17 protein-coding genes and 1 pseudogene are annotated in these 23,183 nt (G+C 70.4%); 7 read left to right on the top strand and 11 right to left on the bottom strand.

Annotated features, from left to right (window positions below; translation table 11 throughout):
* The first annotated feature begins 212 nt into the window (after positions 1-212).
* Both CP969_RS32875 and CP969_RS32880 read left to right on the top strand, forming a co-directional pair.
* Complete coding sequence (locus CP969_RS32875) at positions 213-1,103, top strand: helix-turn-helix domain-containing protein (RefSeq protein WP_016823578.1); 891 nt, start codon at positions 213-215, stop codon at positions 1,101-1,103.
* On the top strand, positions 1,100-1,285 hold the full coding sequence (locus CP969_RS32880; protein ID WP_016823577.1) for a DUF397 domain-containing protein: 186 nt from the start codon (positions 1,100-1,102) through the stop codon (positions 1,283-1,285). The genes CP969_RS32875 and CP969_RS32880 overlap by 4 nt, the downstream gene beginning before the upstream one ends.
* Positions 1,286-1,334: 49 nt before the next feature.
* Here the strand turns inward: CP969_RS32880 and CP969_RS32885 are convergent, their stop codons facing one another.
* From CP969_RS32885 to CP969_RS32905, 5 genes and pseudogenes are all read right to left on the bottom strand, one after another.
* Positions 1,335-1,862 carry a hypothetical protein gene (locus CP969_RS32885; RefSeq protein WP_016823576.1) on the bottom strand — a complete coding sequence of 176 codons (528 nt, stop codon included), beginning with the start codon at positions 1,860-1,862 and terminating at the stop codon, positions 1,335-1,337.
* Between the two features lie 243 nt (positions 1,863-2,105).
* A complete protein-coding gene (locus CP969_RS32890) occupies positions 2,106-3,455 on the bottom strand; it encodes a cellulase family glycosylhydrolase (protein ID WP_016823575.1) in 1,350 nt (449 codons plus the stop codon).
* Positions 3,456-3,858: 403 nt separating this feature from the next.
* Positions 3,859-5,559 (bottom strand): RecQ family ATP-dependent DNA helicase, encoded by a 1,701-nt coding sequence (locus tag CP969_RS32895; RefSeq protein WP_016823574.1) that lies wholly within the window; start codon positions 5,557-5,559, stop codon positions 3,859-3,861.
* A gap of 422 nt (positions 5,560-5,981) precedes the next feature.
* Positions 5,982-6,170: pseudogene (locus CP969_RS32900) on the bottom strand (hypothetical protein); the annotation flags it as partial.
* 257 nt (positions 6,171-6,427) lie between these two features.
* On the bottom strand, positions 6,428-7,393 hold the full coding sequence (locus tag CP969_RS32905; RefSeq protein WP_016823573.1) for a glycoside hydrolase family 6 protein: 966 nt from the start codon (positions 7,391-7,393) through the stop codon (positions 6,428-6,430).
* Between the two features lie 423 nt (positions 7,394-7,816).
* Here CP969_RS32905 and CP969_RS32910 point away from each other — a divergent pair, with 423 nt between their 5' ends.
* The gene (locus CP969_RS32910) at positions 7,817-8,830 is read left to right on the top strand and encodes a LacI family DNA-binding transcriptional regulator (RefSeq protein WP_004979947.1); all 1,014 of its coding nucleotides are present in this window, start codon (positions 7,817-7,819) and stop codon (positions 8,828-8,830) included.
* Between the two features lie 487 nt (positions 8,831-9,317).
* On the opposite strand, the gene CP969_RS32915 is transcribed toward CP969_RS32910, so the two are convergent.
* Positions 9,318-10,784, bottom strand: coding sequence for a non-reducing end alpha-L-arabinofuranosidase family hydrolase (locus CP969_RS32915; RefSeq protein WP_026084683.1), 1,467 nt, complete (start codon positions 10,782-10,784; stop codon positions 9,318-9,320).
* A gap of 757 nt (positions 10,785-11,541) precedes the next feature.
* Between CP969_RS32915 and CP969_RS32920 the strand changes: the two genes are divergently transcribed.
* Complete coding sequence (locus tag CP969_RS32920) at positions 11,542-12,972, top strand: endo-1,4-beta-xylanase (protein ID WP_016823570.1); 1,431 nt, start codon at positions 11,542-11,544, stop codon at positions 12,970-12,972.
* Between the two features lie 26 nt (positions 12,973-12,998).
* Entirely contained in the window at positions 12,999-13,163 is a 165-nt protein-coding gene (locus tag CP969_RS33365; protein WP_016823569.1) for a hypothetical protein, read from the top strand.
* A 36-nt stretch (positions 13,164-13,199) separates the two neighbouring features.
* Here CP969_RS33365 and CP969_RS32925 read toward each other — a convergent pair whose 3' ends face one another.
* Positions 13,200-14,729, bottom strand: coding sequence for a glycosyltransferase family 39 protein (locus CP969_RS32925; protein ID WP_039830590.1), 1,530 nt, complete (start codon positions 14,727-14,729; stop codon positions 13,200-13,202).
* A 128-nt stretch (positions 14,730-14,857) separates the two neighbouring features.
* On the opposite strand from CP969_RS32925, the gene CP969_RS32930 reads away from it, so the two are divergent.
* Positions 14,858-15,538: a response regulator transcription factor gene (locus CP969_RS32930; RefSeq protein ID WP_016823567.1), complete on the top strand. Its 681-nt coding sequence runs from the start codon at positions 14,858-14,860 to the stop codon at positions 15,536-15,538.
* Positions 15,525-17,021 (top strand): sensor histidine kinase, encoded by a 1,497-nt coding sequence (locus CP969_RS32935; RefSeq protein ID WP_016823566.1) that lies wholly within the window; start codon positions 15,525-15,527, stop codon positions 17,019-17,021. Before CP969_RS32930 ends, CP969_RS32935 begins: the two co-directional genes overlap by 14 nt.
* Positions 17,022-17,263: 242 nt before the next feature.
* Here CP969_RS32935 and CP969_RS32940 read toward each other — a convergent pair whose 3' ends face one another.
* From CP969_RS32940 to CP969_RS32955, 4 genes are read right to left on the bottom strand one after another with little or no spacing between them, the layout of a single operon-like run.
* Positions 17,264-17,536 (bottom strand): acyl carrier protein, encoded by a 273-nt coding sequence (locus CP969_RS32940; protein ID WP_004979934.1) that lies wholly within the window; start codon positions 17,534-17,536, stop codon positions 17,264-17,266.
* Between the two features lie 39 nt (positions 17,537-17,575).
* On the bottom strand, positions 17,576-19,309 hold the full coding sequence (locus CP969_RS32945) for an acyl-CoA dehydrogenase family protein (protein WP_016823565.1): 1,734 nt from the start codon (positions 19,307-19,309) through the stop codon (positions 17,576-17,578).
* A complete protein-coding gene (locus tag CP969_RS32950) occupies positions 19,306-21,018 on the bottom strand; it encodes an acyl-CoA dehydrogenase family protein (protein ID WP_016823564.1) in 1,713 nt (570 codons plus the stop codon). Before CP969_RS32950 ends, CP969_RS32945 begins: the two co-directional genes overlap by 4 nt.
* Positions 21,015-22,799: a fatty acyl-AMP ligase gene (locus CP969_RS32955; RefSeq protein WP_016823563.1), complete on the bottom strand. Its 1,785-nt coding sequence runs from the start codon at positions 22,797-22,799 to the stop codon at positions 21,015-21,017. The genes CP969_RS32950 and CP969_RS32955 overlap by 4 nt, the downstream gene beginning before the upstream one ends.
* Positions 22,800-23,183: the final 384 nt, after the last annotated feature.

Here is a 23,183-nt window from a genome sequence, read left to right on the forward strand (position 1 = left end):
CGGTGGACGCGGACGGTTCCTCCTGGCTCTCCGTGATCTCAGAGTGGCGGTCGGACGGGGGCGGGGACGAGTGTGGCACCCCGTACGTTGAGTCAGCGTACGGACACGAAGAGTGGACGGTACGTCTGATGATCCGTCAGCCTGGAGGTGGAAGCGGGCGGCGTGAGGAGCCGTCGTGGTGCGCGGTACGGAGGAGAGGAAAGGGGCGGCGGATGGACGTGGTCGGGGTCGAGGGGGAGGCGGCCGGAGGCAGCGCCGGTGCGCGGGCGGTTCCGGCGGGGGAGTGGGAGCGGGAGCCGCATCCGTCGGACAGCCTGCGGACGTTCGGCGCCGTCGTCCAGGCACTGCGCGAGCACGCGGGACTCAGCCGGGTCGACCTCGGCGCCCGGGTCCAGTACTCCAAGCACACGGTGGAGTCGGTGGAGTTGGGGCGCCGGATGCCGGACGAGGCGTTCGTGGAGCGGGCGGAGGAGGCGCTGGGCAACACCGGTGCCCTGCGGAAGGCCGCGCGGCATCTGACGCGGGGGGAGGCGGGGCTGGCGGCATGGTTCCGACGGTGGGCTCGGCTGGAGCGGGAGGCGGTGAGCCTGTGCACGTATGAGTGCCGGTTGGTGCCGGGGTTGTTGCAGTCGGAAGCGTATGCGCGGGCCCTCTTCGAGAACCGGATTCCGCTGCTGACGGATGAGCAGTTGGAGGCACAGGTCGAGGCGAGGATGGAGCGGCAGCGGATGCTGTACGAGCGTCCGACAGTTCCGTTCCACTTCATCGTTGAGGAAGCGGTCCTGCGACGGAGACTGGGCGGTGCCGAGGTACGGCGCGATCAACTGAACCACGTTCTGGAGCACACGTCGCCTCGCAACGTGACGTTGCAGATCATGCCGTTGGAAGCCGAGTACCACTCGTGCATGGATGGGCCTCTGCGTCTACTGGAGACCCCAGAAGGGCGTCGACTCGCATACTCGGAGGGTCAGGAGAGCGGGCGGCTGATTGGCGACTCGAAAGAGGTGAGAGTCCTTCAGCAGCGCTATGACACACTGCGGTCGCAGGCCCTGCACCCCAAAGATTCCCGGGCCTTGCTGGAGCGACTGCGAGGAGAGACATGAGCACGACGGAACTCGCCTGGTTCAAGTCAAGCTATAGCGGTAGCTCGGGCGACGACTGCGTGGAGGTCGCGATCACCGAACAGGCCGTCCACGTACGGGACTCCAAGGATGTGACCCGCCCGACCTTCGCCGTCGGCCGCGAAGGCTGGGGGCAGTTCGTACGGTTCGCGTCGGAGCGTTGAGCGACTTGAGGGCGTGCCGTCCGCTACTCCTCCGGCGGACGGCACGCCCTCACTGCGTTCGGGAGCCCTTGGTCTCGTCCGTGGGGCCGTAGCCGAGGGCCGCGCGGTTGATGAAACGGTCACCGAGGTCGCGCACAGGCGCGGGCTTCGGCTGCTGGGCAGTGCTCTTCGCCGTGGACTTCTTCGGGGCAGACTGCTTGCCGCCCGCACGCTTGGCCGGTGTCGCCTTCGCCTGCTTGGCGTTCTTCGCGGCCGGCGTGTTGCGTGCCGCGTACCTCTTGCGTGCCGCTGAGAGTTTCTCGCGTTCTCGAATGGTCACGTCGGCGGGGAGGGCGTTGGCCAGGGCGCGGGTCCGGCTGAGCGCGTAGCGCGCTGCGGTCCAGTTCTTCTTGTCGATGGCCAGGTTGGCCAGCCTGGTGGCCTGCTGCAAGGCCTTGATCTTCGCGGGCTGCCGTTTGGGTATGGGGGCCTCGGCCCCGCTGCTCCGCCGCTGCCCGGCGGCACGGGTGCCCCAGTCCGTACCCGAGGTCAGGACGACGACCGAACGGGGGTTGCTGCTCTGGCTTCGACGTACCACGTGCGTTGTTCCTTGGCTGAGCGGTGGGGCATGCCCTGGGGTGGCCATCAGGTGGAGCCACCCCAGGGGTAGGTCAGTCGTGTCGGGGACCCTGACCGGGAGACGGGGTGAGGGCGGAGCGGTAGGTACCGGACTCGCCCTCGGTGAGCGGGGTCTCCGGGGTCGGACCGGCGGCGGCCATGCGATCGTACTCGGCGAGGATCAAGTCCTTGGTGCGGCACTCGCCGTGTGCCTTGTAGCAGGTCAGCTGGTGGGGAAGTTGTCGGCGGTGCTGATCCGGCTCTTGATCAGCGCCCCGGACTCGGTCAGCACACCGCTGCTGCTGTAATCGCTGCCGTTGCAGGTCCCGGGCCTGAACGCCGCGCTGCCCTCGTTGGCGTCGGAGTAGGTCCAGTTGGCATAGCTGATCTTCAGCCGGTCGAGCAGGTCCAGCCAGGCGATGCTGCTCGCCCGGTCCACCGCTCCACCACCGGTGGCGCTCACCGTACCGAATTCGGACACGAAAAGCGGCAGTTGCGAGGCCGCCCGGCTCACCGTGGTGCGGTAGTTGTCCTTGTGGCTCGCGGCGTAGAAGTGGAACGCGTACATGATGTTGGTGGCGTTCACGGGGTTGGCGACGATCTCGCTTTCGTCGGAGCCGTCCGAAACGCCGAGCGAGGACCAGCCGCGGGTGCCGACGATGACGACGGCGTCCGGATCGGCAGCCCGGATCACCGGGATGACCTGCTCGGCGTAGTTCTTGATGGCCGTCCAGCTCACGCCGTTGGGTTCGTTGGCGATTTCGTAGATGACGTTCTTCTTGTCCGCGTTGCGGGCGGCGACGGACGCGAAGAACGTCTTGGCGCGGTCGAGGTTGTAGTTCGGGTCGCCCGGCGTCAACGTGTGGAAGTCGATCACCGCGTACATGCCGCGTGCCTCGGCCATGTCGACCAGGCTGTTCACCCGACTGGTGAAGCCGGCCGGGTCGGTCTCGTAGCCCTGCTCCTGCACGTACATGGCGACCCGGAACAGGTCCGACTTCCAGTCCTCGGCCAGCGCGTCCAGGGATGCGTTGTTGTAGCACTTGCTGAACCACTGGATGCCGTGCGTGCTCATGCCCCGCAGTTGGATGGGGCGGTTGTACTGGTTGCACAGGTTCACGCCGCAGACGTGCAGTTGTCCGTTCACGCTCACGGGGGTGTTGGTGCCCGGGACGGGCGGGGGTTCCTCCCCGCCACCGTCGACGGAGCCCGTGCAGACGACGTCATTGAGCGTGAAGGCCGTGGGCTTCGGGTTGGAGCCCGTGAAGGAGCCCACGAATCCCAGGTCGGTGGATGCGCCGGTGGCCAGCGTGCGGTTCCAGTCGGCGCCGACGGCGGTGACCGTGGGGCCGGAGGACTGCGACCAGGTGGCGTTCCAGCCCTGGACGACCTTCTGCCCCGCGTCCGGCAGGGTGAATTTGAGCGTCCATCCGGTGATGGGGTCACCCAGATTGGTGATTTTCACTCCGGCCTGGAAGCCGCCCTGCCACTGGCTGGTGACCGTGTAGTCGACCCTGCAGCCGGTGGCGGCCGCCGCCTGGGGGCTGAACAGTGCCGTGAGGCCCAGAAGCATGGCGCAAGTCGCCAGTAAGGCGAAAAAGCGTTTCAAAGCGTTCCTCCTCGTGTGAAGCGGGAACAGCGTGATGGGAGCGCTCCCAAGGTCCATCGGCCCGAGACCGTACACCGGGGTGCCGATGTACGTATAGACATGCGATGGCCGGACCATGCGGCGGTACGGCCGACCGTCGCTCGGGCGGACGCTGCCGGGGCCCACCGGACACCCGTTCACGATGTCGAACGGCCCGACGGGCCCGGCTTCACCACCGGACTCCAGCCGTCGATCGTGCAGGGCGACTGCCAGGCGTACGCCCCCTCGACGAGCTGCACGCGGACCCGGCCTGCGCCGGGCGCCGGGCAACCGGGCGGCCTCGACGGCCGGCCCCGCCGTGGTGGCGGAACCGGTCGCCCGGTACGGGTCAGGCGCCGGTCAGCAGGCCGTGTTCCGCCACGGCCGCCAGGGACAGCGTCTTGTAGCCGACCTGCTCGAACAGCACCACGACGCGGTCCTCCTCGATGCACATGACCGTGCCCTCACCCCATTCGGCATGACGGACCCTGTCGTTCGGCTCGTAGGGCGCACGGTGCCCGGGGGCGCGGGCGGGCTCCCGGCGCGTGGTCCCGGTGCGGCCGTCATGGTCCCGGTGGCACAGGTCGCACTGCCCGCAGGGCCGGTCGAGCTGCTCGCCGAAGTAGCCCAGGAGGTACTGGCGGCGGCACGACTGTGTCTCCGCGTAGCCGCGCATCATCTCGATGCGCGAACGGTCCATCCGGCGGCGCCGCTCGAACACCTCCGCCGCTCCTTCGACGGCCTCGTCCGCCGTGCGACCGGAAGACGCCCGGACCGCGCGGCGCCTGCCTTCGCAGGTCACCGCTCCCGCCTCTTCCAGCAGGTTCAGCAGGTCCGTGGTCCTGCGGCGGGACAGTCCGGATAGCTGCGCCACCCGGGTACGGCTCTGCGGGGCGTTCCGGCCGAGCAGCACGTTCATGATCTTTTTCAGTTCTTCGGTGTCCAGCGCCCGGGCGGTGAGGAATTTCTGGAGTCCCAGGTCCTCGGGGCGGTAGAACAGCACCGCACGGGCGGGCTCCCCGTCCCGGCCGGCACGCCCGATCTCCTGGTAGTACGAGTCCAGGGACTCCGGGACGGATGCGTGGGCGACGAACCGTACGTCGGGTTTGTCGATGCCCATCCCGAACGCCGAGGTGGCCACCACCACGGCAGGACGACCGGCCATGAAACCGTCCTGGATCCGGCGCCTGTCCACTGCCTTCATCCCGGCGTGGTAGGCCTCGGCCGCAACCCCGTCCTGCCGCAGTCGCGCCGCATGGGTTTCGGCGTCCCTGCGGGTGGCCGTGTACAGGATGCCCGGGCCGTGCGCTCCGGCCGTCCAGTGCGCGACGGCGGCGCGTTTGCCGTCGTCGTCGGTGAAGGTGCGCACGTCCAGGTGAATGTTGGGTCGGTCGGTCCCCGTGCTCACGACCTCGGCGTCGCGCATGTGGAGGTGCTCGAGGATGTCGGCCCGGACCGGGGTCGCGGCCGTCGCCGTCAGCGCCAGCACCGGTGGGCGGCCCAGCCGTTCGGCGGCCTCCCCCAGGCTCAGGTAGTCGGGACGGAAGTCGTGCCCCCAGGAGGAGACGCAGTGGGCCTCGTCGACGACGAAGAGCGAGGGGTTCAGGCCACGCAGCCTCTTCAGGACGGTGTCCTTGGCGAGTTGCTCCGGTGACATGAACAGGTACTCGGCATCGCCCTCCCGGACCGCCCGCCAGCCCTCCTCGGTGGCCGACTCCGGCTGCGCGGAGTTCACGGCCACGGCGTCCGGCGCCGCGCTCCGCCGCAGTCCGGCGACCTGGTCGCGCTGCAGGGAGATCAGCGGCGACACCACGACGGCGGGACCGCCGAGCAGGACGGTCGGCACCTGATAGATCGCCGACTTGCCCGAACCGGTGGGCATGACCACCAGCACGTCGTGGCCGTCCAGCAGTGCACCCATCGCCTCCGTCTGCTCGGGAGCCAGATCGCTCCATCCGAAACGTTCCCGGGCGATGCGGCGCAGCTCGGCGATCCGGTGACGCGGGCTCGTGGGCGTCCGGGGCGACGTGCTCCCGGTGCGCCCGGTCACGGCACGTCCGTTCGGCCGGCCGTCCGCCGACGCGGTCCGCGCCGGCGGACGGCGGCGACCGCGGCTCTTGCGTGCAGGGTCACGAAGCCTCCTCACGGCGGGACCCCGAGACACTTCCGGGAGTCCTCCCGCCCGGGTACCCCCGGATCTCCGGTCATGCGTCCCCGGGTGACGGGTGCCGGCCGAACCGTCCGCGGCAGCCGCCGTACGACTGCCCGGAGCCCGGTGGTGCGTGGGTGCGGGCGCCGTCGGACCCGGGGACCACACGTGTGCCGAGCAGGTCCACTTCCTCCCTCACCCGGACACCCGTCGACTCGTCGTCCGGAACGCGGTGGGCACCTCTGCGACGACGCGTCCATTCCTCCGGCCGGGCGGATGGGGCGGCTCCGCCCGGTGAACCCCCGGAGGGGACGGGACGCCCTCTACTTCAGGTAGGGGCCGTCCTTGCCGATCTTCCCGGGGCCGTTGAGGACGTAGACGCGGAGATTTCCCTTTCCGGGCGCCCCGACGGTGAGCCTGCCGTCGGAGACGGTGCGGGTGTCGCCGGTGACGGCGTCCCGGTAGGTGCCGTCGGGGATGCCCGTGTACGTGGCGGAGCCGGACACGGTGAACGCCCCGTACGCGAAGTGAGCGTACGGAGACGGAGGGGAGTCGGTGCGCGCGCCGGGTCCCCTCCGCGACCGGGCAGGGCAGTTCGGGGGCCGCACGGTTCGGGGAGCACGTCACCACGGCCAGGGAGAGGTACGAGGGGCGTTCGAGGTGGCAGCCGTACGACACGCCGCAGCCGCAGGGCTTCCTGCGCCGACGGCGAGAGACGCCGCGCGTCCCGAGTGTGGGCCGGGACGGCCCGGGCCCCGGGAGCCCTGGATCAGTAACCGTAGATCATCTTGTAGGCGACCTCGGGGAGGAACTGTCCGGCGGAGGAGCCGGCTCCGACGCCGCAGTTGCCGTCGGACTCGCCCGGAACCTTGATCCACAAGAGCATCTCGGCGCCTCCGCCCAGCCGGGTGGGGGTGCCGATACGGCGGCCGGAGGGATTGCACCACTGGCCGTTGGAGCCGTTGCCGTTGCGGCTGGTGTCCACGACGAACGGCTTGGTGTAGCCGTAGCGGGCGTTCAGTTCGCTGTTGACGGCATTGCCGTAGGCGGTGTTCTCGGCGGTGGTGAAGTAGTTGGAGATGTTGAGTGAGAAGCCGTGGGCCTGCCGGAGGCCGGCCTCGTGAAGGCGCTGGGCCATGGTCGCCGGGCCGGCCCAGGCGGGGTTGCCGGCGTCGAGGTAGACCCAGGTGTTGGGGGCCTGGCGGTTGAACTGGGCGAGGGCTCCGGTGAGCATGCCCTGACGTTCCGCGATCTGAGCCGGCGTCATGCAGCCGTAGTCCCCGAGGGAGTCCGGTTCGAGGATCACGACGGCCGGGCGGTCGGCGATCCCGCCGGCGAACTGTGCGATCCAGGTCGCGTAGGCGGACGGCGAAGCGGCCCCGCCCGCGGAGTGCCCGCCGCAGTAGTCGCGGTTGTAGATGTTGTAGGCGACGAGGACGGGCAGTTTGTCCGCGCGGTCCGCCGCCCCCGCGTACGCACCCGTGGCAGTGCCGATGGCGCCGCTCCACGGGCCGAACCAGCGGGCCGTCGGGGTGTGGGCGATGGAGGTGTTGATCGCGGGTGCCCGGCCGTCGCCGGAGTTGGCGGCGACCCACCTCTTGGCGCTGGAGTCGGGGTCCGCGTAGAAGCCGTTGGTCATGGTGGTCGGGTCGGCGGCGTGGGCGGACGGTGCGACGGCGAGCGCCAGCGGCAGGGCGAGGAGCGCTGCCGTGAGGGCGCGGATTCTGCGGCGCATGACGGTACCTCGGTTTCCTGGTGGGGGTGCGTCGCACGCTCTCGTCCCGAGCGTGCGGCGCGCTGAGGAAGTGCGGTGGTACGACGTCCCCCTGTGCCGACGGTCTCTTCAGCGGGACGGCATGCTCGGAGGGCCGGAGGTGAGATCTGGGAGCGCTCCCATTGGAAGCGCTCCCAGGAGCACCGGGGGCCTTTGGGGGTGTGCTCGGTATCGTGTGGTCGGCTGCTGGAGCTGTCAAGAGACGTCGCGCGCTCACTCCCGGTATGGCGAGAACCGGACTCCGCGGTCCTGGAACTGGAAGCGCTTCCAGTTCCAGGTCGTCGAGGGCTCCGTGCCCGGCCTGCCTCACCCGTCGGGCGGGTGGCGGCGTCAGGGCCGGGGTGAGACGTTTCCCGTCCGGCCGAGAGGGAAGGATCGCGGTCCGTGGCAGAGAATGCGCCGCGTCGGCAACCGACGCTCGACGAGGTGGCCGAACGCGCCGGTGTCTCCCGCTCCGTGGCCTCCCGCGCCCTCAACAACGCCCCGCACGTCAGCCGCGCCAAACGCGAGGCGGTGGAACGGGCCGTCCGGCAGCTCGGTTACGTGCCCAACCCGACCGCCCGCGCTCTGGCCACCCGCCGGGCGGGAGCGGCCGCCCTGGTCGTCTCGGGGGAAGATCCGTCGATCTTCGCGGATCCGTTCTTCGCCCAGGTGATCGTGGGGGCGTCGGGCGCTCTGGAGGAGGCCGACCTGCACCTGATGCTGTGCCTGGCCGCCTCCGACCGGGGGCGCAAGCGGGTGGGGGAGCTCCTTCGCTCCAAGGGCGCCGACGGCGTCATGCTGATGGCGCTGCGCGAGGACGATCCACTGATCCGCATGGCCGAGGAGGCCGAGATGCCCGTCGTGTTCGGAGGGCGCCCGGTCGGTCCGGTGCCCCGGTGGTACGTGGACGTCGACAACGTCGGCGGAGCGCGCGAGGCGACCGAGTACCTGGTCTCGCGCGGTCGGACTCGGGTGGCCGCCATCTGCGGGCGTCTGGACACCGGGGCCGGGCGCGCCCGGTACCGCGGCTACCGGGACGCCATGCTGGCGGCCGGGCTCGATCCGTTCCCGCCGCAGGAGGGGGACTTCACCGAGCCCAGCGGAGCCGCAGCCATGGCCGTGCTGCTGGCGGAGCATCCCGACCTGGACGGGGTGTTCGCCGCCAACGACAACATGGGGGCGGGAGCGCTGCGCACGTTGCGCGAGGCCGGCCGGCCGGTCCCCGCCGACGTCGCCGTGGTCGGTTTCGACGACCTGGCCGTCGCCCGGATCGCCGACCCGCCGCTCACCACCGTCCATCAGCCCATAACGGCCTTCGGACGGGAGATGGCGCGCATGCTCGTCGCGCTCGTCAACGGCCAGGACCCCACCCCACTGATCCTGCCCACGCGCCTGGTCACCCGCTCCAGCGCCTGACGGGCCTGCCCCGAGCGGCATGACGTGCCGGGCGCCAGGGAGGAATCGGCCGGCTTTCCGCACGGGTTCCGTCCCCCGCCGTACGGCCCGGGGGTCGCCGGCGGGAACGCCGGAGCGAAGGGGGAGTGGGCCCGCACGAGCGGCGGGGCCCACGCTGCCGGCGGGTTGAGCCGGTCCGGGTGAGCGGGCTCGGCCGCCACGGCGGACTGTTGTGGTCGCCGCCCGCTGCGGACATCACCCACACCCGCCGGCGGGGACCGGGCAGGCTCCTGGCCGACGGGCACGGCCGGCGTTTTCGCCGATGTCGGTCACCGGGGCCTGGGCGCGCGAACCGGCGGCCGGGTGGTGAGACCGCCGCACCGCGAGTTCAGGAAGAACGCCCCGGTCCGGTACGAGGAGGTCTTCTTGGACCACGGCGTGGCGGGCTCGGCGGAAGGCCGAGCCCGCCACGCCGGCTCCCTACCGGGGCCGGACCCGTGTCATGCCGTCAGCGCTGCAGGGTCAGCAGACCCGGACGGTAGGGCAGGAGGCCGTAGTCGCCGCCGGAGTTGGGGCTGCGTCCCTGGTAGAGCAACTGCAGGTTGCAGGGATCGACGGTCATGGTCTGATCGGCGCTGGTGCGGATCAGTTCGCCATGGCTGATGTCGTTGGTCCAGGTGGCGCCACTGTTGGCCTTGCCGGCGAAGGGATTGCTCTCGGTCGCGGCCTGGGGTGTCCAGGAGCCGTTCAGACTGGTGGCCGTGAACGAGCGGAAGTACCGGCCCTGCGCGCCGATCGCCTCGACGATCATGAGGTAACGGTTCTGGCCCTGTAGCTTGTAGACCTGCGGGGCTTCGAACAGGTTGTTCGTCGTGTCGCTCATGATCACTGTCGAGGTCGAGCCGAAGCTGCCCGGGAAGTTCCCGATCGGCATGCTGGCCCGGTAGATCTTGCCGTTGTCGCCGGCGAAGAACAGGTACATGTTCGTGCCGTCACCGATGAGTGTCTGGTCGATGGGCCCTGTTCCGGAACCGGAGATGCTTCCGGAGAAGAGCACCTGCTCGGACGACCAGCCGTTCGGGTTGGTGGGGTCGCTCGACGTCCGGTAGGAGAAGGCGGTGCCACCCCACTGGTAGGCGAGCACCCAGATGTTCTTCGGCGCGAAGTAGAAGAGCGTGGGTGCGACGGTGGAACTGGACATCGTGTTCTGGCTGGCGGAGGCCATCTCCGACCAGTTGGTGAACAGGCCGAAGTTCATCGAACCCCACCTCGTCCCCGTGTCGTGCGTGGTCGCGTAGACGAGTTGTCTGCCGTTGTAGGGGGCGACGGTGAAGTCCTTGAGCGAGACCCACCCCTGCTTGGGCTGCGCCAGCGCGCCCGTCGATGTCCAGCGGTAGCTCGACGGGAGATCGCACGAGCCGGGGGTGTCGGCGCCGACCTTGACGAGCCGCCACTGCTGGTTGGTGCCGCCCCAGTCGTCGTACTGGACGATGTTCGCGTTGTCGGCGGTGGAGGCGCCCTGTACTTCGAGGGCCTTGTTGCTGTGGCGCGAGATGAGCCTCACGTGGCCGTCCGAGCTGTCGGCCAGGCGCCACTGCTGGTTGGTGCCGTTCAGGTCGGACCACTGGACGATCGAGCCGCCGTTCGCGGTGGACCAGTTGTGGACGTCCAGCACCTTGCCCGAGTGGCGGGACTTGATGCGGTAGTAGCCGTCCCCGGAGTCGACGAACTGCCACTGCTGCTGGTTCTGGTCGTTCCTGGTCCACTGGGTGATGCGGGCGCCGTCGCCGGTCGCCATGTTGTAGACGTCCAGGGCTTTGCCGCTGTTGCGGTTGACCAGCACGTACGAGGCGTTGGGGTCCACGGTCGCGGCCTCGGCGGGCTGGGCACCGAGGAAGGCGGCCACCAGCAGCAAGGGCGCAAGGACACCGAGTAAGCGTCTTGGGCGGACCGGGGACGGGTGGCGAAACCACATCAGAGGGCCTCCTTGGGGGCGGGGGCGGGGCGAGGTGCCGCCGGGGGGCGGGGTGAGGTGCCACCGATGAACCGCGGAGCGGCAGCCGCGCCGGGGCAGGGACGGGTTCGAAAGTTTCGAAGTGATCCCGGTTCTGTGACGCCACAAGCTAGGAAGGTAGGGCCCTCCGGTCAAGGTCTGTTGCCGATCTGCCCGCAAACGGTTTCTCCCTCCGGGTGTGGCGAGCTCTCGCGTCAACGGCGGAATCGCAGGTGGCTTGCGGTGTGACTCACCGGTCGAGGGGTCCACCCACCTCGACGCGGCATCGAAAGTTTCGAATTTAAAGCGGAAACTTTTTCCGTCACGAGGGTTGACGAGTCACCGTCAAGCCCTCAATCATCCTGTCTGGTAAACCGACCGTAGGACGAAATTTCGAACAGCGCTGGTCCCGGGCAGACCGTGCCGCACCGCAGAACCGTGCACAGCTGCACGACGGATCCGCGCACCAACGCACCTGCGCCACCCCGTTTTTCGTCCCGGTGAGGCTCGCACCGACGCATCCCGACCCTCCGTGCCGGCGGGGAGGCGTGCGACGCCGCGTGACGGCCTCCCGGCTGAGCCGCGATGGAGTACCCCCGTGCCTGTGTCGAAAGACCGCTGCCGCCCGGCGTACGTCACTCGGCGGCCGACCGGGCCCGTCCCTGCCGGTTGAGATCCTCCCGGGTCCCATGACCGCGGTGTCCGGTGATCCCGTCATTCCTACCTTGGAGGCACAGCCATGGGCTTGTCCGCCCTTCCCAGACCCGTCGTCCGGCGGAAGATCCGCGTTCTGCTGTTGGCGCTGGTCGCCGGCGTCCTCGGTGTGGTCGCCGCACTGGTCGCGCCGCCGCCCGCTCAGGCCGCCGAGAGCACGCTCGGCGCCGCGGCGGCGCAGAGCGGCCGCTACTTCGGCGTCGCCATCGCCGCGAACAGGCTGAGCGACTCGACGTACGCGACGATCGCGGCCCGGGAGTTCAACTCGGTGACGGCCGAGAACGAGATGAAGATCGACGCCACCCAGCCGCAGCGGGGCCAGTTCAACTTCACCGCCGCCGACCGCGTCTACAACTGGGCGGTGCAGAACGGCAAGCAGGTGCGCGGCCACACCCTGGCCTGGCACTCCCAGCAGCCCGGCTGGATGCAGAGCCTCAGCGGCAGCGCGCTGCGCCAGGCGATGATCGACCACATCAACGGCGTGATGAGCCACTACAAGGGCAAGATCGCGCAGTGGGACGTCGTGAACGAGGCCTTCGCCGACGGAAGTTCGGGGGCCCGGCGCGACTCCAACCTGCAGCGCACCGGCAACGACTGGATCGAGGTCGCCTTCCGCACCGCGCGCGCCGCCGACCCGTCCGCCAAGCTCTGCTACAACGACTACAACGTCGAGGACTGGACCTGGGCCAAGACCCAGGCCATGTACGCCATGGTGCGGGACTTCAAGCAGCGCGGCGTGCCGATCGACTGCGTCGGCTTCCAGTCGCACTTCAACAGCGGCAGCCCCTACAACAGCAACTTCCGCACCACCCTGCAGAACTTCGCCGCCCTCGGCGTCGACGTGGCCATCACCGAACTCGACATCCAGGGTGCCTCGGCCACGACCTACGCCAACGTGGTCAACGACTGCCTGGCCGTCTCGCGCTGCCTCGGCATCACCGTCTGGGGCGTGCGCGACAGCGACTCCTGGCGATCGGAGCACACGCCGCTGCTGTTCAACAACGACGGCAGCAAGAAGCCCGCGTACACCGCCGTCCTCAACGCGCTCAACGGCGGCTCCACCACACCGCCCGCGGACGGCGCAACGATCAAGGGCGTCGGTTCGGGCCGCTGCCTGGACGTGCCCAGCAGCAGCACCACCGACGGCACCCAGGTCCAGCTGTGGGACTGCCACAACGGGACCAACCAGCAGTGGACGTACACCGACGCCGGTGAGCTGAGGGTCTACGGCAACAAGTGCCTGGACGCCTCCGGCACCGGCAACGGCGCCAAGGTCCAGATCTACAGCTGCTGGGGCGGCGACAACCAGAAGTGGCGCCTGAACTCCAACGGATCCATCGTCGGAGTCCAGTCCGGCCTCTGCCTCGACGCCGTCGGGGCCGGCACCGCCAACGGCACCCTGATCCAGCTCTACTCCTGCTCGAACGGCAACAACCAACGCTGGACCCGCGCCTGACAAGGCCTGCCCCGGAGGGATCGCTGATGAGCGCGAGGGCCGCCGCCGTGATGGCGGCGACCCTCGCGCTCGGCGCGGCCCGGTGGGCCGCCCGGGTCAGCGAACGGTCGGCATCGGGCGTGGAGGCGTCGTGGCTCACCGACCGCGTGAACGCCGAGGCACAGCAGCGCCGCCAGGCCGAGACAGCGTGACGGCGGTGGTGCCGACGGGGTCGACACCAGTCGCGGTCACCTCCTCACCCCACCGCTCGCTCCCGGGCTGGTGGTTCGAGGACCGGCCTTCGGGGACGGGTCGTGGTCCCGGACGTAGACGGTGACTCGTGCCCCGTTGACGTGCGTTGTTCCGTGCGCGCGGAAGTGGCGTCGCAGGGTGCTTGTTTTCGCTTGCTCCCGCGGGTCGGTCAGCGAGTGCGCACCCGTCGCGCGGACCGCGACGATCCGGTCGAAGTCCAGCATGCGTGCCGCGATCTCCCGGGCGGGAAGCTCGACGCCTGCAAGTGTGTTCGAGGAAACGGGGTCCTGTGCCAGGGCCAGATCCGTCAGGAAACGGGTGTCCTCGGGGTTGGCCGCGGTCAAGATCCGGTGTCGGCCGGAGAGATGGAGCAGGCCGTCGCCGGGCCGGCCTGCCGTGCGTACGGCGGCGCCGATGGCGGTGACGTCATCGCTTCGGCTCTCGGGCGTCCTCAGCGACAGGCTCGACGGGACGAGCGCGGCCAGTACGGCAACCGCCGCGATCCACACGTAGCGGGAGGACTGCTGCTTCCGGTGGAAGTGATCCATCAAGGCGCCCAGCAGCAAGGCGATCCCGATATTGCTGTACAGCACGTACCGGTCGACGAAAAGGGGTTTGACCAGTGAGGCGATCAGCAGCAGAAGGCCCGGAAGCACAAGGATCGGCACAGCCAGCACGGAGAGCCGTACGGGCCCCCTGCCCCCCAGGGGTGCTCGGGCACACGCCAGGCCCAGGACCGCCACGACCAGGAAATACTGAAGCCGCACCGGTCCGCCGATCCAGGACACCTGCTCCGCCTGCCCCGCACTGCGGATCGCCAGTGGCAGCAGCCCGGCCACGACGCCCGCCGCAGTCACGCTCCACGCCCTCATCACCGGTCGTGGAACACGGGAGAGGCCCAGTGTGACGCCGTGCGCGACGAGGGCGAGGACCGCGAACTCATGGAGCAGACAGGCCAGCAGCATGGTGGAGCCGTAGACCGCCCACCGCCACCGGGCGCGATGCGGGACGCTGACCACGAGCGCATAGGTGGCCCAGGCGACCAGGGCACAGACCATGGCGTACGAGCGGCCTTCCTGTGCGTACTTCTGCACCTGGGGAAGGACCGGGAACACCAGCCCGGCCAGCAGCCCGGCCCGGGGCCCCGCCAGGCGCAGCGCCAGAAGCCCGACTCCGCTCGCCGCCACGGACATGGCCAGCACGGACGGCAGCCGCAACGTCACCAGCCCTCCGCCGAAGAGACCGAACACCTCGTGCATCACGGCGTAGTAGAGGGCATGGACCAGATCAACGTGCTGGGCGGTGTGCCATATCTGCGAAAGGTCGCGGTGCGCGAGCTGATAGGTGACGGACTCGTCCCCCCACATGGTGTTCTTCCTGCGGATGCCCCAGAGCCCCAGAGCGATGGTCAGCAACAAGGGCGCGATGACGACAACGGCTTCGGCCGGGCTCGGTGATGGTCGACGGGCGGGTACGGGAGGGGAGACCGTCCCGGTCGCGGTGGGGGCGCGTTCATCAAGGGACATCGGCGGCAGGGCCTTTCAGCAGTGGCGAAGAAACTCCGCCAGCGTGCCCGGACCTCATTGACCGGCTGCTGACCCAACCTGACCGGCCGATCAGGAAGGCGGGCCGGCACTGTGCCAGGCTGCACCCCATGCGCATCCTGGTGGTCGAAGACGAAGTGGACCTTGCCCACACCCTGCACACCGGTCTGACCGCCGAGGGCTACAGCGTCGACGTCGCCCATGACGGCCGCCAGGGACTGTGGATGGCCCGGACCGGCGAATACGCCCTCGTCGTACTGGACCTGATGCTGCCCGGACTCAACGGCTACAAGGTCTGCGCCCAGTTGCGCCGGGAGGGCAACGCGGTCCCCATCCTGGTACTCACCGCCAAGGACGGGGAGTGGGACCAGGCGGAGGCCCTCGACACGGGGGCCGACGACTACCTGGCCAAACCCTTCTCCTACCTGGTGCTCGTCGCACGGCTGCGGGCCCTGGTCAGACGAGCCGCCACGGCCGCCCCGCCCGTCCTCGCCGTGGGCGACCTCTCGTTGGATGTCGCCGGCCGGGTCTGCCGCCGGGCCGGGGTCCGGGTGGAACTCACACCCCGGGAGTTCGCCGTGCTGGAACTGCTGGCCCGCCGGGCGGGCCAGGCGGTCTCCAAGACGGATCTGCTCTACCACGCGTGGCCCGACGAGGCCCAGGATCCCAACCTGGTGGAGGCGCGCGTCAGCGCCCTCCGCAAGAAGGTGGACGCCGCGTTCCACCGGAAGTCCCTGCAGACCGTACGGGGTACCGGCTACCGGCTGGTGGACGACCGTGAACGCGACTGAGCCGCGATGCCGCTGGTGGCCGCGTTCGGTACGAGCCCGCGCGGCCCTGGCCGCCGCCTCGGCCGCCGCCGTCATCCTGGTCGGCATCGGCTGGTGGGTACACCACGACGTCTACCGCCAGAGCACGCAGATCGCCGAAGAACAGGCCCGGGAAAACCTCCTCGCCCTCGTCGATCAGCTGAAGGAGGGGGTGGTTCCCAGCGGCAGAAGCGCCGTGCCGTACGAGGTCGTCGCGACCGGCCGACGCACCGCTGTCGCTTCCGGCGGAGGCATGGAGGACTTCGATCCCGGCGCCCGCCATGTGCTGCCCACCCCCTCCGCGCTCTTCGCCCCGCCACCGAACGACGGTGCCGAATGGGGCTATACGATCCGTCCCCTCCGCATACCGGTGCGCCACGACCACCACCCCGGGAACGGACTCGACCTGGCCGGCCGGACCTACCCGGTCCTGTACGCCGATGTCCGGGCCGGTGAACTGGGCAGCGACAAGGCCGCCGCTCTGGGCGTCACCGCCGACGCCACGCTGCGGGCCTATGTGGTGCTGCTTCCGGACACGGCCGAGGCGATCACCAGCACCACCGACGGCCTGCTGCTGCGGGCCGGGCTCGTCGGCCTCGTCCTGATCGCCGCCGCCGCCTACTTCACCGTCCGCATCGCGTTGCGACCGGTCGAAGCCATCCGCGCCCTCACCGCCTCGGTCACCGCGAGCGACCCCCGCGAACGCGTCACCGTCCCCGCCACGGGACACGAGATCACCGCCCTGGCCACCACCATCAACACCACCCTCCAACGCCTCGACGACGCCGCCGCCCGGCAGCGCCGCTTCGTCGCGGACGCCGCCCACGAACTGCGCAGCCCCCTCACCACCCTGCTGGCCAGCCTGGAGGTCGCCCTCGCCTACCCGGAACGCACCGACTGGCCCGCCACGGCCACCACCGCCGCACGACAGACCCGCCGCCTCCACTCCCTCGCCGAAGACCTGCTGCTCCTCGCCCGCCTCGACACCCGCGCCCCCGCAGCCGACCCGGAAACCGTCGACCTGACAGCCCTCGCCTCCCGGCTGGCCGAGCAGTACCCCCTCACCGAACGACCGCTGACCCTCACCTGCGACAGCACCGCCCCCGCATACGCACGCGGAAACCCCGACGCATACGAACGGCTGCTGCGCAACCTCATCGACAACGCCGCCCGCCACGCCGCACACCGCATCCAGATCACCGTCCGGAACCAGGACGCCTGGGTCGTCCTCACGGTGCACGACGACGGACCGGGCGTGCCCACCGAGGACGCCGAGCGCATCTTCGAACGCTTCGTCCGTCTCGACGACGCCCGCTCCCGCGACCGCGGCGGCACCGGCCTGGGCCTCGCCATCGCCCGCGACCTGGCCCACCGCCACCGAGGCACCCTCACGCTCGCCCCCCGGACGCTCGGAGCGTGCTTCGAGCTACGCGTTCCCCGAGCCTCCGCCCCGGACGAGGAATGACGCGCTCCACGACGGTAGCCCTGCAGCCCGCGCAGGTACGGCTCGCCCTTCGCCCGCTGGTCCCGCCGGCTCGGTGAGCCCGGCGTTCCGGGCCGCGAACGCCTCCGGACGCGGCCGGGCCTGTTCCCTCCCCTCAGGTGTCACACCGGAAGACCTCACGGACGCGCCCTGCCCCGGACCCGGTCCCGCGGGTTCCGGGGCTGGTCCCCGGACCGGCGGGGCACACGCGGACCCCGGCGGTGTCAGCGGACGGCGGTTTCGAGCTCCTCGGCCAGCGCCTGCGACAGTTTGCCTATCGTGGGGTGGTCCCAGATCAGCGTCACTTCGACGGGCAGACCGAAGTGGTCCTCGATGTCGGCACACACCGTGGTCGCCGAGATCGAGTCGAGGCCGTAATCGGACAGCGGCACGTCCGGATCGATCTCCGCCGGATCGCACCTGACGTAGTCGGCCACCGTGCGGGTGAGCCAGTCGCCGAGTTCGGCGGCCGTTCGGGGAGTCTGTGCTGCTTCCATGATGATCTCTCCTGTTCCAGTTGAAGCGGGACGCGCCTGTCACGCCCCGTACAGGCGACGGCCCAGCAGGCCGAAGCTGCGGTTTTCCGTCAATCGCGCCGACATCTGCGCGAACAGGCCGTCCTCCACCGACGGAGAGGCCACGACGTGCTGGTTCCAGCCGGTCCGCAGTCGGCCCAGCGCCGCGTGCAGCCAGAGCGGTTCCGCGAGGAACCCGTCGTCACCGTCCCGGTTGTGCCGCCACACCTGCAGGCAGCCGACGGCGACCAGCACGTTGACGTAGCGCTCGACGAGGTCGTAGGAGTCCGCGTCCGCGGTGAAGGTGAGTTCGTGCGGTGCGAGGCCGCCGGCCTTCTCCCGGATCTCCCGCAGCTCGGCGCGCAGGTGGGCCACGTGTTCGCGCACCGTCCGGTCACCGCCCTCCCCGGCCAACGCGTCCGAGAGCTCGTCGAGCGACGACCCCAGCGGGTCCCTGCCCCGGGAACTGACCGCGAGCGCGTCGAAGGCGGGGGGCACGAGGTCCGCGTCGATCCGGAACAGAGCGGTGGGCGGGGTGGCCGGCGAGCCGGGGCGGCGGGACAGGACGCCCAGCTGCGGCAGGATCGTCGTCTGGCAGGCGGCGCGCGCGGCGTGGCCGAAGCCGACGGGTTTCAGGTCCCGCAGGAGCTTCTGGAAGATCGCCTGCCGGCCGTCGCGGCGGAAGAACTCCGCACCCATCACGGAGGCCAGCCGGTCCGTGGCACGGAGCAGACCCCCCGCGACCGCGTACTTGGCCGCCGCGGAGTAGAGGCTGGAGGCCGAGGGCAGCAGGTGGATCGCCCTGACCGCCACCAGGCTGAACGCCTCGCAGATCAACAGGTCGGTGAACGCCCCGGTGAGGATCGAGCGGACGTGCGGAAGGTCGCCGGCCCTCCCGCCGTACAGCGTGCGGCCCGTGACGTGGAGCATGGTGGCGCGCAGGGCGGAGTCGAGGATGCCCGTCATCATCGCGGGCAGCGTGGCCCGGGTGATCTGGAAGGACCTCATGGCCGTCTCCAGCCCCTGCCCCTGCCGCCCGATCAGAGCGCCCGACTCCACAGGGCAGTCGCGGAAGACCGCGCCACCCAGCTGGACACCCCGCATCCCGACGGTCCGGTACCGGGGCAGGTAGTCGATGCGCCCGGCCGGAACGTGCGACTTCTCGACGAAGATCTGAGAGTGGTTCCGGCTTCCGTTGCCCGGTCCGGTCCGGGTGAACAGCACCATGGCGTCCGCACGCCGGATGTTGGTGACGACCTCCTTGCGGCCGTTCAGGCACCAGCCCCCGGCCGTGGGCACGGCGTTCATCTCGGTACCCGCCATGTCGTTGCCGTGGGCGAGCTCGTGGTAGGCCGCGGCGACCTTGCCGTTCCGCAGCAACAGGTCCGCCACCTGACGGCGCTGCTCGTGGTTCCCGGCGGTCCAGACGTTCACCGACGAGATCAGGGAGCTCGCCCCGTAGCCGAGGCCGAGACTGGGATCGCGCCGGTAGACCGCGCGCATGACCTCGACGAGATCGTCGAGCCGGGACAGGCGGCCGCCGTACTCGACCGGAACGAACTCGGCGTTCAGGCGGAAGTCGTCCAGCAGCGCCTCTCCGTCACCGAACATCTCGGCGCGGTCGTCGGCTTCGAGGAGCGGTGCGTAGCCGACCGGGTTCCCCTCGTCATAGGGGTCCCCGAACAGGCGTTCCAGCTCATCGGCCGAAGAAGCGCTCCGCGGGCTGTCCCCCGCCGCGAGCTTCCCGCCGCTCATATGCCCGACAGCAACGTCATGCCGCGTCCTTCCGTGCGTACCAGTTCCTCCACCAGGGCGTCGGCCACATCGGGTTCCCGGTCCACGGGCCCGCCCAGTGCCCGCAGGACGCGGTTCAGGCAGGCCCGGACCCAGCGGGCATCGGCCCACACCGGCGAACCGTCCCCCACAGCGGACTCGTTGTGGACCCAGAGGTGAACCGCGCAGGCTCCCGCGAAGCAGAGCTCGTAGCGCCGGGCCAGGTCGAAGTCGGCTGCCGCCCCGGCGCCCGCCGTGGGCCGGTGCGCGGCGAGTTCCTCCTGGAGCGCCGCCGCCGAGTCGAGAAGCGCCCCGGCGAGCCGTTCGAGGCCGGCGGGCGCCGTGCCCGCGCGGACCAGGGAACGGATCCGCTCGACGGCATCGGGCAGACCTCCCAGGACCGAACAGCCGCCGTGTCCGGCGAGGACGAGCTGCCCGGGATCGAGCGGGTCCACCGGGGCGTCGAGCGCGGCGGCGGCCGCGAGGCCCTTCAGGGCGTGGCCACCGCGCGCGCTCGCCCTGGCCAGCAGCGGGAACTGCTTGATGAGCGCGTGCCGGTTCACCGCCGTGCTGCCGTCGAATATCGCGGTGATCCGGTGGTCACGCTCCAGCTTGGCGAACGCGCCCTCCGCGTGGGCGTCGGTGAAGAAGGCGCGCACTCCGAGGATCTCGCCGAGCTCCGCGATCATCGCGTCGCCCGTGCTCGGAACGAACGCCTTGGTCACCGCGGAGACCACGGCCATCTCCGCAGTCAGCGCGTGGACGGCACGCCCGGCCAGCGTGGACACCGACTCCATGAGCAGCAGGTCCGCGACCGCGTCGGCGAGGATCCGCCGGACGCGGGGAAGTTCCACGAGCAGCTTCCCGTAGAGCCTGCGTTCCCGCACGAACGCGGTGGTGAGCCGCAGCGCGTGGTCGCAGGCGCCGAGTGACAGCCCCGCGCACACGGTCCGGGTGAGCTGAAGCGCCTTCAGCACGATCTCCAGACCGGCGCCGTCAGCGCCCACCCGGGCGGATGCGGGGACGGCCGCGTCGGTGAATCCGATGCCGCTGATGTCCGCGCCCCGGATGCCGTGCGTCGGGATCTTCGGCAGGTGTGCGGAACCGCCGGGTGGGAGACGGTCCTTGTCCACCAGGAAGAGGCTGAATCCGCGTGCGTCCCCGGCTTCGCCGGTACGGGCCAGCAGGCAGATCCGATGGGCGCGAGTGGCATTGTTGATCAGCCACTTCTCCCCGTTCAGCGTCCAGCCCTCCCGGGTCCGCTCCGCGGTGACCTCGCCGGCGAGGAGGTCCGCGCCGTGTCCCCGTTCGGTCAGGGCCCAGGACACCACGTGCCCCTCGCGGACCTGCCGGGCGAGGCGGTCGGCCTGTTCGCGGTCCCCGGCCACCCAGACCGAGACGGCGCCGAGGAAGGTCTTCGCATGGGCGACGGCCACCGTGAGGTCGTGGCGCGCGACGCCGCGGACGAGCCGGATCAGTTCGCCGAAGTCGGTGAGCTTCCCGCCGTGCGCGGCGGGTACGTAGTGATCGGCCAGCCCGAACTCGTCGAGGACCCGGCACGCCCGTGCGGGAAAGGCCTCGGCCTGGTCCAGTTCGCGAAGCGCGGCGGGACAGAAGGGGCCGCCCGGGCGCGCCTGCTCGTCCAGCAGCGTGCCGAGCAGGCGGTGCGGCGCCGTCGTCTCAGGGCTCATACCGTGGACTCCTCGGCCAGGCTCTGCGCCGAGCTGCTCCCGTGGACCGCGGCGCGCTGCCTCGGCATGTGCCAGTGCGTGTGAAGGGGCTTCAGCTCGCCGTCCCGGAACAGCTTCCGCATCGCGTCGCGCTGGATCTTGCCGCTCGTCGTCCGGCGTACCGTCCCGCGGCGCAGGAGCACCACGCACGACGCCGTCATGCCCATCTCGCGGGCCACCGTCTGCTTCATGTCCCGGGCCAGCGCCTCCAGTGCGTCCGCACCGAGGCCCGCCCGGACCTCGTGGGACACGACCAGGACCGGGTCGGGGCCCGTGTCCGAGAGGGCGAAGACGGCGCCGACGCAGCCGGCGAGTTCCTGGTGGGCGGCGCGCAGTTCCTGCTCGACGTCCTGCGGGTAGACGTTCCTCCCGTGCACGGTGATCATTTCCTTGATCCGGCCCGTGACGTACAGCTCCCCGTCGTACAGCGCGCCGAGGTCACCGGTCCGCAGGTAGCGGCCCTCCACCCCGTCGATGACGGCGCTGAAGGTCTCGGCGGACGCCGCGGGGTTGTCCCAGTAGCCGACGGCGACGCTGCCTCCCCGCAGCCAGATCTCCCCGACCGCGCCGTCCGGCAGCGGGTCCCCGGTCCGCGGGTCGACGATCCGGAGGTCGACGTCCGCCGGCGCGCCGCAGCTCACCAGCGAGCGGTGCGGCCGTCCCGGTACGGCCTCGCCGAGCCGGTGGTCCTCCAGCGACTGGGCGTCGACCGCGGTGATCCGGGCGGAGGGACCGCCGGAGACGTAGACCGTCGACTCGGCGAGGCCGTAGCACGGGGACAGCGACTCGGCGCGGAACCCGGCGGCGGCGAACCGCTCGGCGAAGGCGGTGATGGTGCCGGCGTGGATGGGTTCCGAGCCGTTGCCCGCGTAGCGCCAGCGCGAGAGGTCGAGGCTGCCGAGCTGCTCGTCGGTGACTCGTCGGCAGCACAGTTCGTAGGCGAAATCGGGGGCCGCCGACCACGCGACGTCGAAGTCGTCGATCATCTTCAGCCAGGTGTGCGGTCGGCGGATGAAGGCGGACGGGCTCATCAGCACGCACCTGCTGCGCAGGAAGAGGGAGGGCAGCAGCAGCCCGATCAGGCCCATGTCGTGGAAATGGGGGATCCAGCCGCCGAAGTGGGTGTGCTCGTCGAGGCCGAACGCACGGCTCAGCGCGGTGACGTTCCGCAGCAGGTTCCCGTGCGTCACCATCACGCCCTTCGGCTCGCCCGTGGAGCCGGAGGTGTACTGGAGCATGGCGAGCGTCTCGCGTCCGAGGTCCGCGGCCGGGGTGAAGGCACCGGGCTCCTCGGCGGACCAGTCGGTGGCGATGAGGGGGAGGCCGTCCAGGCCCTCCTCGCGCATCCACTCGCCGACCTCCGCGGAGCTCGCGTCGTCGGTGAGCACCGCGACGGCGCCGCTGTCGTGGGCGATGCTCAGCACCCGTCTGCGTTCATGGCGGTATCTGCCGGGCAGCGGCGCGGGAACGGCCACCATGCCGGCGTAGAGGCAGGCGAGGAAGCCCACGATGAAGTCCGGGCCGAAGGAGTGCAGGAGCAGCAGCCGGTCGCCCGCCTCGAAGCTCCGGGAGAGGCGCCGTGCCACGGCGGCGGCAGCGCGGTCCACTTCCCGGTAGGTGAGCGGGGTCCCGTCCGTCCCCGTGGTGTCGCGCAGGTAGCGCAGCGCCTCCCGGTCGGGTGCCGAACTCGCGTGATGCCGCAGGAGTTCGGGGACACTCCGCGCTTCACTGACGTTGACCATACGAATCCGAGCCTCCAGGTGACGGGAAGGGGAGTCGGCAGCGATCCCTCGCCGGCGGGCCGGCGGGACGTCCGGTGCCGTCCCGCCGGTGAAGTGCCCGCGCGAGAACCAGGAGCCCCGTCTTGAATCCTGGTGCGCCGGGTTTTCAGAAAGTGAGCGGTTGTCTCGCTGGGCGCGCGACGGGAAACGGCCTCGTACCATGATTCGGCCGGTCCGTTCCGAAGTCGCGGGAAACTCTGGGAATCCTTGTGAGGTGCGCGGTGGGGAACTGCTTTGCCGTGCCTTTCAGTGAAGTGGGAAATCCTTCCGAAAGGTGGCGGACCGTATACCCCGCTCACATGTCGAAAGCTCCCCCTTGAAATGGGAGAAGAAAGCAGGCGGCGG

This window comes from Streptomyces viridosporus T7A (assembly GCF_008704515.1).
Classification (GTDB): Bacteria; Actinomycetota; Actinomycetes; order Streptomycetales; family Streptomycetaceae; genus Streptomyces; species Streptomyces viridosporus.

What these genes read in the sequence shown, in the direction of transcription:
- CP969_RS32875 (WP_016823578.1), top strand. Translation starts at nt 213, where the DNA reads ATGGACGTGGTCGGGGTCGAGGGGGAGGCGGCCGGAGGCAGCGCCGGT.
- CP969_RS32950 (WP_016823564.1), bottom strand. Translation starts at nt 21,018, where the DNA reads ATGAGCCCTGAGACGACGGCGCCGCACCGCCTGCTCGGCACGCTGCTG.
- CP969_RS32915 (WP_026084683.1), bottom strand. Translation starts at nt 10,784, where the DNA reads ATGTGGTTTCGCCACCCGTCCCCGGTCCGCCCAAGACGCTTACTCGGT.
- CP969_RS32880 (WP_016823577.1), top strand. Translation starts at nt 1,100, where the DNA reads ATGAGCACGACGGAACTCGCCTGGTTCAAGTCAAGCTATAGCGGTAGC.
- CP969_RS32890 (WP_016823575.1), bottom strand. Translation starts at nt 3,455, where the DNA reads ATGCTTCTGGGCCTCACGGCACTGTTCAGCCCCCAGGCGGCGGCCGCC.
- CP969_RS32930 (WP_016823567.1), top strand. Translation starts at nt 14,858, where the DNA reads ATGCGCATCCTGGTGGTCGAAGACGAAGTGGACCTTGCCCACACCCTG.
- CP969_RS32905 (WP_016823573.1), bottom strand. Translation starts at nt 7,393, where the DNA reads ATGCGCCGCAGAATCCGCGCCCTCACGGCAGCGCTCCTCGCCCTGCCG.
- CP969_RS32920 (WP_016823570.1), top strand. Translation starts at nt 11,542, where the DNA reads ATGGGCTTGTCCGCCCTTCCCAGACCCGTCGTCCGGCGGAAGATCCGC.
- CP969_RS32945 (WP_016823565.1), bottom strand. Translation starts at nt 19,309, where the DNA reads ATGAGCGGCGGGAAGCTCGCGGCGGGGGACAGCCCGCGGAGCGCTTCT.
- CP969_RS32955 (WP_016823563.1), bottom strand. Translation starts at nt 22,799, where the DNA reads ATGGTCAACGTCAGTGAAGCGCGGAGTGTCCCCGAACTCCTGCGGCAT.
- CP969_RS33365 (WP_016823569.1), top strand. Translation starts at nt 12,999, where the DNA reads ATGAGCGCGAGGGCCGCCGCCGTGATGGCGGCGACCCTCGCGCTCGGC.
- CP969_RS32940 (WP_004979934.1), bottom strand. Translation starts at nt 17,536, where the DNA reads ATGGAAGCAGCACAGACTCCCCGAACGGCCGCCGAACTCGGCGACTGG.
- CP969_RS32925 (WP_039830590.1), bottom strand. Translation starts at nt 14,729, where the DNA reads ATGTCCCTTGATGAACGCGCCCCCACCGCGACCGGGACGGTCTCCCCT.